Origin of the sequence: Limimaricola sp. G21655-S1 (assembly GCF_027213785.1) — a bacterium.
Taxonomy (GTDB): domain Bacteria; phylum Pseudomonadota; class Alphaproteobacteria; order Rhodobacterales; family Rhodobacteraceae; genus Limimaricola.
In genome coordinates this window covers 1-11,227 of the sequence record NZ_JAPWGO010000040.1, presented here as the reverse complement: position 1 = coordinate 11,227, position 11,227 = coordinate 1, and the positions used below count along the sequence as shown (strand labels likewise).

General features: G+C 65.9%; 9 protein-coding genes. 3 read left to right on the top strand and 6 right to left on the bottom strand.

Annotation, left to right across the window (positions count from 1 at the left end; translation table 11 throughout):
* Nucleotides 1-483: 483 nt before the first annotated feature.
* The 4 genes from O4G76_RS19285 to O4G76_RS19270 form a co-directional block, all read right to left on the bottom strand.
* Entirely contained in the window at nt 484-996 is a 513-nt protein-coding gene (locus tag O4G76_RS19285) for a superoxide dismutase family protein (protein WP_269398795.1), read from the bottom strand.
* Nucleotides 997-1,132: 136 nt separating this feature from the next.
* Nucleotides 1,133-2,326, bottom strand: coding sequence for a Fic family protein (locus tag O4G76_RS19280; RefSeq protein ID WP_269398794.1), 1,194 nt, complete (start codon nt 2,324-2,326; stop codon nt 1,133-1,135).
* A gap of 434 nt (nt 2,327-2,760) precedes the next feature.
* A complete protein-coding gene (locus tag O4G76_RS19275) occupies nt 2,761-3,201 on the bottom strand; it encodes a type II toxin-antitoxin system VapC family toxin (RefSeq protein WP_269398793.1) in 441 nt (146 codons plus the stop codon).
* The gene (locus O4G76_RS19270) at nt 3,198-3,437 is read right to left on the bottom strand and encodes a hypothetical protein (RefSeq protein WP_269398792.1); all 240 of its coding nucleotides are present in this window, start codon (nt 3,435-3,437) and stop codon (nt 3,198-3,200) included. The genes O4G76_RS19275 and O4G76_RS19270 overlap by 4 nt, the downstream gene beginning before the upstream one ends.
* 411 nt (nt 3,438-3,848) lie before the next feature.
* Between O4G76_RS19270 and O4G76_RS19265 the strand changes: the two genes are divergently transcribed.
* Nucleotides 3,849-4,103 (top strand): hypothetical protein, encoded by a 255-nt coding sequence (locus O4G76_RS19265; protein WP_269398791.1) that lies wholly within the window; start codon nt 3,849-3,851, stop codon nt 4,101-4,103.
* 139 nt (nt 4,104-4,242) lie between these two features.
* Nucleotides 4,243-6,378, top strand: a complete 2,136-nt coding sequence (locus tag O4G76_RS19260) for a UPF0149 family protein (RefSeq protein ID WP_269398790.1) — start codon at nt 4,243-4,245, stop codon at nt 6,376-6,378.
* Between the two features lie 184 nt (nt 6,379-6,562).
* Here the strand turns inward: O4G76_RS19260 and O4G76_RS19255 are convergent, their stop codons facing one another.
* Complete coding sequence (locus O4G76_RS19255; protein WP_269398789.1) at nt 6,563-6,802, bottom strand: hypothetical protein; 240 nt, start codon at nt 6,800-6,802, stop codon at nt 6,563-6,565.
* Between the two features lie 481 nt (nt 6,803-7,283).
* Here O4G76_RS19255 and O4G76_RS19250 point away from each other — a divergent pair, with 481 nt between their 5' ends.
* Nucleotides 7,284-8,111 carry a hypothetical protein gene (locus tag O4G76_RS19250; RefSeq protein WP_269398788.1) on the top strand — a complete coding sequence of 276 codons (828 nt, stop codon included), beginning with the start codon at nt 7,284-7,286 and terminating at the stop codon, nt 8,109-8,111.
* 2,162 nt (nt 8,112-10,273) lie between these two features.
* Here O4G76_RS19250 and O4G76_RS19245 read toward each other — a convergent pair.
* The gene (locus O4G76_RS19245) at nt 10,274-11,128 is read right to left on the bottom strand and encodes a HipA domain-containing protein (RefSeq protein WP_269398796.1); all 855 of its coding nucleotides are present in this window, start codon (nt 11,126-11,128) and stop codon (nt 10,274-10,276) included.
* Nucleotides 11,129-11,227 lie beyond the last annotated feature (99 nt).

Genomic DNA, 11,227 nt, shown 5'->3' with positions numbered 1-11,227 from the left:
CCTTCATCGGCCTGCAGGCGCTCGCGGTCGCGGTGCTGATCCTGTTCCCGGCGATCGCCATCTACTGAGACGCGCCCATCGCCCATGACCGGCCCGCCCCCCCGTATCACGAGGGGGGGCGGGCCTTTTTCGTGGGGCAGGGGCTGTGCTAAGCGAGCAATCGTCGATGGTATTTCGCGGCTGCTATTTCGAGAGCAACACCGCTGTCAGCTCATCGCCGCCTCGGAAAACGCCTTCAAACGCCACTTATTGGAGGTGGTCCACCATGGCTGAGACGATGGTCGGTGTTGGTCAAAGTAGTTGTCGCCGGCCCTTATTCAGGCCGCTTGCTCGGCGTGACCAGCCATGGAAGTGCCGCCGCCAGTTTCTTCGGGGAGCGCGTCGGGGGGATCACAGCGTCAACGCCCTCTGCTGCTGCTCTGGTTGATTTTCTCATCCCCCCTCTTGTCAGGGGGCACAGGAACCCCTTGGCAGGCTCCAAGCTCAGTTCTCTTCGATGATCCCACAGGCCACCCGGTCACCAGCGCCAGCTTCTGCCTCGTAGGTATCGGCCTGGGCATGAATGATGATCGCGGAGCCGTCATCGTCGAAGAGCGTGCCCTCGGCCCCTTCGTCAAGTGAGACGTCATGGAGGAAGGCGTCTGCTTTCGCGCCGCCCTCGGCGTCTGCATAGATGTTTGGCATGTCGCCCGCATGTGCTCCTGCCTCGTTCTTCATGCCGTGCTCGGCCCCCGTCGGATTGTAGTGACCGCCAGCGGCTTCGAAGTCGGGCGAGCAGGCCCCGGTTTCGTGAACATGGAAGCCATGCTCACCTTCGTCGAGACCTTGAGCGTCAAGCGAGACGATCACGCCATTCGGCGTCTGGGTCAGCGTCACGCGGCCCATATCTGAGCCGTCCGGCCCCATCAGGTTGGCCGTCGCGTCTTGAGCAAACGCCGAGGCGGGCAGCAGAGCGAGTGTCGCACACAGAGATAGCGTCCTCATGGAATCCTCCATCTAATGGCTGTGCTCAATGAACGGAGGGAGCCGGGAGCTGTTCCCTCGGCCCGTTTGTCATGTAGCCCGGGTCATCTCCTTGGTCCGAGCAGTCATGCTGTCATCTTGCCGGCAAACACGCTCTCTCGTCTGACCCTTATTTCTCGGGGAAGAGGTTCGGCATCCATGCCGATGCGAGTGTCGCCGGGAAATGCAGCCGCAGTGGGGAGCGTGGACCCTCGGAAGCCAAGGCTTCCAGTTCGAGAAGCCGGGCGGTGACTTTTCGTGCCTGTCGGTCGCTGACCCCTAGCATGTCGGGAACCGCTCCCCGTTCGATCTCGCCTTCCATCAGAATGGCACGCAGGATCCGATCGCTGCCTTTGAGCACGACACCACGTTCTTCCTGTTGCCGCGCCCAATCCACGATGCGGCCCCTCAGCTCGGTCGGTCGCATCAAGCCGGACATGAAGGAGACCTGGTCGATACAGCATTGCAGGAAAAACTGCGCAAATTCGGCGAGCCGCGCCTCCGAGAGCGCGCCGCGCCCATCTGCGCTGCCGGGACGTGTCGCGTCGGCCGCCTCGAGGCGGGCCTTGTAGTCTCCCACGTTGCGGGCGAGGCCCCGGGACGCCGACCAGAGACCTTCCGATCTCACCGTATCGCGCAACATGGCATGGGCCACCATCCGGGCGACCCGTCCATTCATGTCGGTGAAGGGGTGCACCCAGACCAGCCGGTGATGCGCGCAGGCGACCGCCAAGACACTGCCCAGCCGGCCCTGCATGCGGTACATCCGGTGCATGTGTGCCAGCAGCCGCGGCACCGCGCCGGGACTGGGCGGCACATGTCGGCCGACTTTCACGTAGCCTTCCCGGTACTGGCCCGGGACGACCGGCAGGGGATTTCCGCCGGGATCCTTTTGCAGAAGCAGGTCTTCCGGTAGCCCTGTGCAGAAGCGCCGATGAAGCTCGCGCAGGCTTTCCGGATGCAGGGGATGCTCCGTCAGCCCACCTTCATCGATCCACTTCTGGACCGCGATATGCGCGACGGCCTCGAGTTGCAGGTTCCGCTTTTCCCGGTCGGCGCTGAAATCCTGCCGCAACGCCCGTTCGATATCGATCGGATGCGTGTCGTGCCCCTCGATCAGGTTCGAGTAATAGCAGTTCATCGAGCGGACCAGCCCGCCCAGCGGCGCACGGATCGCCGGGGGCAGGGCAGCGCTCAGCTCTGCGGAAACCGTCGCCAACTCGAGTGCGAGATCATTGAGAGCGGGCCGGTGTTTCGAAGCTTCCTCCGGCAGAAGCGGCTCCACTGCATAGATGGTTTCCTGATCGTCGCGCAGCTGTGTCATGATCAGGACATGTAGCCTCAAGGCCCCCTTGGAGTTCCGCTTTATCGTCCGCTAACACAGGGGCATAGAAGAAGGAATATCGATGTCTCGCAGTATATTACAAGGCGTTCTGCCGCGACACCATCATTTTATGTTCCGCTTCTTGTTCCGGTTGGACGGCCGGAAAGGGCGTCATGGTTTGTAGACTGTCACCGGTGCGTAGCAGCCCACCTTCTCCCTTGACGAAGCAGACTGCACTGCCGCTTCGCGTAACCTCGTCACCCCCATCTGTTTGCTGGTGAGCTTCAACTGCCCGATGGCGGCATCGGCAGGCCGGATGTCGTGGCGGCGGCGCGCCCCGCGCATCTGGTCAGCCGATAGCCCTTTCCAGAGGAGCGGCGGATGAGGGTCAGCGGGCTGAAGGGCCCAATGCGGCCGAGAGGGACAATGGTCGCCTACCGGCGCCTTGGCCCGCCAAAGGCCCAAGGATCGAGAACGTCTGCTCCGAGCGCCATGAACGGCATCGGATTGCGTGTCGCGACCACCGCGCCTGGCCGGGAGAGGGCGATCGCGGCGATCTGCCCATCCGCGATCGAGATCGTGTAGCCCTTCTGGTGCGCGACCGCGACCTGGGTGCCGTAGATCCGCGCCGCCGTGCCATCGAAGGGCAGGATCCGACCGGAAAAGTCTTCTTCGAGAATGGCCGTGACGGCCCGTATCAGTCCGTCGCGCCGCTTGCCGTCCGGTACCGCCTGAACGCCGAAGGTCAGTTCCGCCGCCGTGATCGCGCTCAGATAGAGGTTCGTGGGGTCCTGTGCGTTGAGCCAGTCCATGGCTGCATCGTCGGGGACTTTCCTCTGGGTCTCGGCGATCACGCTCGTATCAAGGAGGATCAATCGAACAGGCTCAACTGGTTCGTGGACTGGTCCCGCTCGACGGCCAGCTCATCCCCCAGATAGCGCCCGTAGCGCTCCCGGAGCCGGTGGCCGAAGCCGCCGTCGCTCGCGGCAATGACGGCATGCACGAGGATCGAGCGCACCTCCGCCTCGAGGCTGCGTCCGTTCAATTGGGCTTGCACGCGGAGGCGCTCGTGAACCTCGTCCGGCAGGTTTCTTATCGTCATGTTCGCCATGATCCCTCCGGCACGATGGCAGATCTTCGGGAGTGATGGCCTTGTGACGGGGCATATTCAAGCGAGGGGATGCAGCCGTGCTCGAACCGGGCAAGGGTGCAGCCCTGATGCTTACCGCGCACGGGGCCACGGTCCAGTTGGCGCGCGCCGTCCGAGCGGCCGTAGACCCGATGATCCTGCCGTATGTGCACCCATCTTCCGGGGAATGCGCAAGGAGGCCGAGAGACGGTAGCTCCGTGCCAGCAGTGAGGTCATCGAACTTCGTCGATGCCGACCCGTAGCCCACGGCCCCCCGTCCGGATGTGACATGACGTCACGGGCCGGGTCAGATGGGCCATCTCGTGGTAAGAGGCCTCTCCTGACGGCTCCTTTGGAGCATGGGACACTACGGACAACAGCGGGAGGGCCCCCATGTCGATTGATCCGACGTTCACGAACTGGACTGCTGTCTTCATCCCTGCCGGCGAGGTCGAACCCACGGCGATGACAGCCGACTTCAGCGAACTCGGCGAAGGCGACCCGGTGGATGCACGGGGCGCGATGGTGCATTTCAGGTCAGCCCTGAGCGCTGAGGCCGATCTGCTCGACGTCTATCCGTTTCCCGATCCGGACGAAGCACTCGAGACCTACCGGGCGACAGAGACGCTCAAGGTCGCCGGCATGTGAGACAAGGTGGGCGGTCGAGGCGCGACGACCGGGTTCTGAGACCTGTGTGATCCCGCTTCGCCAGCCGTCTCCCGCTTGCAGCGTTGCCTCGCCCCATGCAGGCTCGCTCCGAGTTGTCTTCAGTTTTTGCGGGATCGCCATGCTGCCCAGTTCGGTCAAGACCATGCTCGCGGCCCTTGCGAAGGCTTCCAACCCCAAAACGCACGCCGCGGAGTTACAGCGGTTCGGTCGCGCGCTTCTGGAAAGGCCGGACGACGCAGCGGGGCTGCTGGCGCAGATGGCTGGCAGCGCGGCCGGCGCCGGTGAGGATGAAGAGCGCATGAGCCAGCTGCTCAGCACGGGGCTCGACGAAGCCCGGATGGCGCGGGAGAACGGGCAGCGGCGCGGCGCGCTTTTCATCGATGCCCTCGAGGCGCAGCTCGGCGAACTGGTGACAACGGATGCCCTGACCCTCAAAGGAAGCCTGGCGGTCTCCGGAATCTGGGTGCGCGCCGGCCTGACCCCGCCCGCCATCCTCGCCGCGCGGCAGGATGCATTCACTGACGCCGTAGAAGATGGGGACGATCCAGCCGCTCTGGAGACCCTGCTCGACGGTCTGCTCGGCAGCCTGATGGTGGAGCACGGCGACAACGTCACAGTGCTCCAAGCCCTGTTTGCAGAAATGCTGCCCACCGTGCCGCCCGAGGCGCGCCGGGCCCTGGTCCGGCTGGCGGTGGGGCGGCCCCGGGAGATTTTCGCCGAGCTTGGCTGCGCCTGGCTGCTCGATGCCGATGCGGAGGTCCGCTCGGGCGCCATGGACGGCTTGGCGGACCGTCTGGCGGCGAGGACGGTCTCCTCGGAGACGCTGGCCCGGCTCACGATCCTGCGCAGCTGGCTGGCGGATGCGGCGCTGCGTGACCGGGTGGATGGCCTCGTGCGGGAGGCCATGCGCAAGGGCGTGGGCGGCACGACGAAGGCGCCCGGGCGCAAGCTGCACCGGATCGTCGCCAGCCCGGTGGACGGCTCCGGCGCGCAGAGCATGGCGGCGGCGGTGCAGACCGGGGGCACCCGCAGCGTGGCCGTGGTTCTGCTGAAGCAGGGCTTCGGCGTGAAGGATGCCTATGTGTTGCCCTGCGACAGCGCCACCGAGCAGCGCCGCATCCTCGCCACCCTCACCGACGAGATCGAGGCGCTAGAGGTCCCGCGCACTTACATGGAGCAGGCGCTCGGCATCGCCTTGGGCGAGGGACTGGAGGCGGGCCTGGCGCCCGTGCCGGGGTTGGTGGACGTGGCGCAGACTTGCGGCCTCGACGCGCTGCGTCCGCTCTCTGCCTCGGTCGCGGCGATGCTGGAGCTGGCAGACCCAGAGGGCCGGGTTGCCAATCTGACGGTCCAGGCCCGAGGCCGGCTGATCACGGCCAGTCAGCACTGGCCGGACACCTATCCGGTCCTGGAGAGCTGGTTCGAAGACAGCGACGAAACCGTGGCGGCGCTGGAGAGCGCCAGGTCCCAGACCGCGCTGACCCGCGCCATGTGGCGGGTGCTGGAAGCCCGGCGCGCGCACTGGGCCGCGGTCATCGCCCGCAATGCGCTGCTGCTCAACGCTGCCGGATCCACCCACACGGATGAGTTCATCGCTGTCGCCGCGGCGCTGAAGGACGGGCGCGACCTCAAGAAGACACCGGTGATGGGTTTCATCTGCGAGCAATCGATCATGGTGTGGATGGATCGGCGCGATGCCCATGACGGCCCCTTCGAGGCGCCCCCGGATATGCCGTTCGCCTCGTCCCCCATGGCACATGCGACTGGGACGATGCCGAATGCCACCCCCGAGACCGTGGGCGAGCTGGCCAGGCTGTTGCAGCCCGCCGGGCTGACCGAGCCCTGGCTCGAGGGCTATCTGACGGGGATCTGCACCGCGCCGATCTTCGTGACACCGTCGGATTGGCTCACGCCGCTGCTTCACATCGTCGGCCCCTCCCTGAAAACCGAAAAGAAACTGACCCGCTTCGTTGACCTGCTGATGCCGCGCTACAACGAGGCCATCTCGAAGCTGCGGGCGCCGGATGAGGGACTGATCCCGGCCGACATCCCGCTGATCCCGATCTGGGCGGACGGCTACCTGACGGCTTGGGAAGCGACGAAGCCCAGCTGGCCTGCCAAGGCACTGGGGCCGCAAGGCAAGACGATCCGCAAGGTGCTCGAGCAGGCGACGGAGGGCCGGATCGAGCCGACCGTGTTTCGGGGCACGCTGCCAGCCTGGCTGCGAGAGCGCTTCGCCGAACAGAAGATGTAACCGACTTGGGAGGGCAATGGGGCGGAAGGTCCGCGTGGTGTGCTGCCTGGCGGCCCAACGCGGTTCGCCGCTGTCCCGCTGATTTATCTCATGCCGAGCGCCTGCTCCGGCTACGATCCTTCGATAGGTCGATGGGGAAGCGCGATGCGAGACGTAAGGTGCCCAGTTTTCATAGAAACCGAAGCTAGAGCTCCCCTTTCCCACGCACGCGGTTCGGGTCGATGGGCTCTTTCGTGAGCGATATCTCCATTTCGCCGCCAAGACTCTCTATGAGCGGCGCCAGACGGTGCCCGAGTTCCTCCCACCGCGCTTCCGCGCCAGCGTCCTCAGCCTGGGCATCTATCTCCGGATAATCCTCGGCTGGCGGCTCCGCCTTTGCCATGTCGTCTCGAGCTTCGGTTGCGCCGTGTGACATCTTCTTCATCGGAAGGCCCATCCTCTCCTTCGCCGAACTGACTGTGAGCGTTTTAGTCCGTTGGCAGGCGGGCGCCCGAGAAACGCTGCGTCGCGAGCTGGGTCACGCGGGATCGCGTCGCTGGTCGGAATGTCAGGAGAGACGACGCACCGCGTGGGCAGCCCGGCCCCGCGCCCCGAGTGCCGAGGATGCATGGCCGGCGCTGGCGCAGCTCGTGTTTGCCACCTGACGGCAGATTGCCGGTGCCAGGGAGGCATATAGACGATCCATCCGACCAGCATCGCTGCGTTGAGGATCACGCCCAAGGCCGCGCTGTCGAAGGAAAGCCCTTCCATCACATAGCCCTTTCCCTCTTCGGCAGCCCAGCCGCAGATGCCGGACCGCGTTCCGCTTTGTGCCATGCCGCACGCTCGCGGGCCGGTCATCACGACGGTGGAACAGCCCGTAGGGGTTGTCGTTGGGGCAGCATCATGGAGAAGGAGGACAAGACATGGCACTTCGTGTCGCATTGGCCCGTTCCACTGCCCTCGCCGCGCTGCTGACGCTCCCTTTGGCGGCCACGCCCGCCACCGCCCAGCAGGATGAGGGATCGCAGGATCAGACCACCCAGGAGCAGATCGAACAGGCCGACGCCCCTGACACCGCCGAGACCGACACCGCGCTGACCGAAAGCGCGATGGGCGGCCCCGATGCGGTCGTGGTCACTGTGGGCGACGCCGAGATCCTCGGCTCAGACGTGATGCGCGCGATTGGCGCCCTACCGCAGCCGATGCGCGAGCAACCTGCCGAGATGCTGCTGCCGATGGCGCTGCAGCAGCTCGTGCTGCGCGAGCTGATCCTCGACCGCGCCCGCAGCGAGAACCTTGCCGATGATCCGGACTTCGCGGAGATGGCCGAACAGGCCAATGCAGACGCCGAGGAAAACGCGCTGGTGCAGTTCTGGCTGCGGCGCGAGATGGCGAATGCCACCAGCGACGAGGCCGTGAACACGGCCTATGAGCAGATCACCGAGAACTCGCAGGGTGAGGTGCCGCCGCTCGAGTTGATCCGCCCGCAGATCGAGCAGGAGCTGCGGCGCCGCGAAATGACGCGGATCCGCGCCGACCTGCAAGCGCAAGGTCCCGAGATCATCTTCGCCGGGCAATCGCAGGATGAAGCGGCGTATGGCGATGGCTCGTTCTGCACCGCCGACTATTCGCCCGAGGGCGACGCGGCGCAGCAGGCCGGGTCGGAATTCGCGGAGATGGATCTCGACGGCGACGGCATGGTCTCGCAGCAGGAATATGCGAAGTGCCGCACTGCCGCCGCCGGGGAATGACGTCTCGCGACCCGAAGGGTCGCTGTCCGTGAAGACGCCGCGGGGCAGGGCGGCGACCCGCCCCGCGGCAAGGGCCTCCTTCGCCATGGCATCCGGCCAGATGCCTCGGTGGAACGTTTCCTGACAGACATTTCTGCAGCCCATGCCGTGAACCCAGTTCCCCGGCATGGAACAACTGGACCCCGCTCAACTCCTCGACGCCCAGCCGGTGGCGCAACAGCTGACCACGGCAGATTACGTGAGGCTGCTGCATCCGATCACCTCGATCGGAAAGCCAACGATCATGACGGCCATAGCCGGCAAGGGTCGGCACAGCAAAATCTACCGAACCTGTGAGGCGCCCTGGATGGCCGAGTGCTACCTGAGCACGGATGCCTACATCACGTTGAACCGCTTTCATGGCCCGCGTCGGGACCAGCAGCTGGCCGCCCTGAATGCCCTTTACCTGGACCTCGACGTCGACCTCGCGCCCCGGAGCCTCGCTTCCCATCCACTCGCCTGGGTGCGGGAGTTCACCCGCGATGTCGAACGCCGCGGCCTGCCGACCCCGTCCTTCGTGAATTCCACCGGACGCGGGCTTGCGGCCATCTGGCTGATCAACGATTTGCCCCCGAAGGCCAGGCGGCGCTGGAGCGCGGCCCAGAAAACGCTCATCAGCCTGTATCGGGGTTACGGCGCGGATCCCCGCTGCTGCGACACCGCCCGGGTGTTTCGGATCCCGGGCTCGATCAACTTCAAGAGCGACCGCACGGTCGAAATCCTGGGTGGAAGCCTGCAGCGCCATTCCTTCGAAGATCTTGCGGACAGGATCTACATCGCCGCCGGTCGGCCGACCCGCCGGGACCTGAAGGCGCGGAAGAAGCGGAAGGCTCCGTCGGGGCAGGGCAGGCCGCGCCGATCCAGTTTGAGCCCCGGCCAGCGCTTCCTCGCAGTTCAGCAGGATCTGGAATCCCTCCTCGATGCCTGGGGCGGTCGTGTGCCGGTCGGCTACCGGAACACATGGCTGCACCTGTGGGCCACCTGCCTGACGCATCAGGAGGCCCCCGGGGATATCGACGCGCGGACCCATGCGATGGCGCGCATCGCGACCCCGGGGCTTTCGGCCAGCGAGGTGGGCGCGATCGCCAGGCATGCCGCGGAAAGGGCCGCGCTTCCCCGAAGCGGGTTCCTGCTGTCAAACGGCCGCTACCACTATGCTGGCGCCACGCTTGCCGAGCTGCTTTGCGTCTCCGACGAGATGGCCCAGACGCTCGGCCTGCGGCAGATCTTCTCGCTCACCGAACGCCAGCGTCGGAAAGCCGGCAAGCAGCGGATGCGCCGCGCGGCCTCAGGCGCCGTGACGCGTGCGAGCTATCTCGCCGCGAACGCGATCTCGCGCACGAAGCCGTGGGAGGCGCAGGGGATTTCGCGGGCCACCTGGTATCGCCGGCAGAAGGCCGAGGCAGAAACGTCAAGCGTGCGGGAGGCTCGGGAGCCTCTTGGTGAGACAGGTTCGTGCCTCCTACAAGGGGCTTTGCCCTGCCGAAGGCTGGAGGAGGGGCAGGGAGATACCCGGACCCCTGCTCAGTTCTCACCGAACACGCCTATGCCCATGGATGACGCCGGGCGCGCGGCCAAAAGCCCGGAAGAGCGACAGGACGCCGACAAGTGGGCACGAGAGGCGTTGGCGGTATCAGCCCGGAGAGAGCTGATCGGCGCCCGACCTCGCGCGGAGATGCCGAATGGCCAGATCATGCTCGGACCCCATGCAGACGAGATGGAACTACGCCGGGAGGCGTTCGCTTCCGTCAGCGCCATCGAACCTGCGCCGTCGGACAGCCATGCCTGGCACAGGGATGCCGCCGCGGAGCCGCGTGGTGCCGGGAGGTCGCCCGAGCCGGGCTGTCGTCCCATTTCAGTCGCAGTCGCGCCAGCCGGGCCGCATGACCTTGTCGAGGTTTTCGTCAGGCGCGGTGTCGGAGAAGCGCTGAAGGCGTTCGGGATCCCCGGGCTGATCCTGTCCTGCCGAGGAGCAAAGGAGTACAGAGGAGGCGATCGGTCAGTGGCTCCGATACCGACGTCCCCGTCCGCATGGAATGTTCTCGGCCCCCCGCGCTTCGGCTTCAGACCGCTCCCCAGACCCGGACGAAAATACTCCCGGTTCCGGCGCATTCGTGCCGGGTCTACTCGAGGCTATCGGCATAGTCCTTCAACAGCCTCAGGCGATCCGTGGCATAGGCCAGGATCTGCTCCGCGATCTCCGCGGGAAATGTCTCGGGCAGCTGTCCGGGGGCGCGGCGGAGCGCCTCGGGCGCCGCCGCTGCGAGGTCTCGGAATGCGCGCCGTCGTGCTTCCATGGGCACGCCGGCCTTCTGTGCCGTCTCGTCGAAATGGCGCGGCACGATCCGATCCAGTCGGTAGTGACCGCGCCGGCCCACCGACATGGCCAGCTGCAGATCCTTGTGCCGGAACGTCGAGCGAAGCTGTTGCGGCGCCGCGCTGATGATGTCGTAAAGCGGGGTCAGCCGGAAACCGTCTCCTTCGAGGAAGATCGAGAAGTTCTTCGCATGCCCGTCGATCCCGGCGATCATCCAGTTGAAGAGCTGCGCCTTCAGGAACGCCGCCTGGTCCGCGATCGGATCGTCGGACTGCCGCAGCAGCGCGAAGCACTCCGCCATCGAAGGCCCGCCGTGCTGCTGATACTTCTGCCCCGAAAAGCGGCCCATGGCTTGCAGGAAATCCTCCTGCGGGACTCGCACCAATCCGCCCGCCCGCCGCGGCCGCCGGTCGAACCGCTCGACCACGAGCGTGATCTGCTCCTCGAAATGGTGGATCTCGGCCTGGGTCGCCTCGAGCCCCATTTCCCGCGCGAGCAGCAGGCAGAAGAACTCGTTCTCGACGCTGCGGGTGAGATCGAGCCCACCGCCGACCACGCCCATGGGGCGTTTGAAGATATGCGTCGTGGGCGTGAGCCCAGTCGGCCTTAGCCAGGCTCCGTCATGCCTTAGATAGGCCGTCTTTTCCTGCGCGCCCGCCAGCGAGATCCGGAAGGGCTCTTCCTGTCAGGCGACACGACAAACTGGCCCTGTGGCGACACGAGGAACTGGCCCCCTCGATAAGCCATGAGGGGATACTGG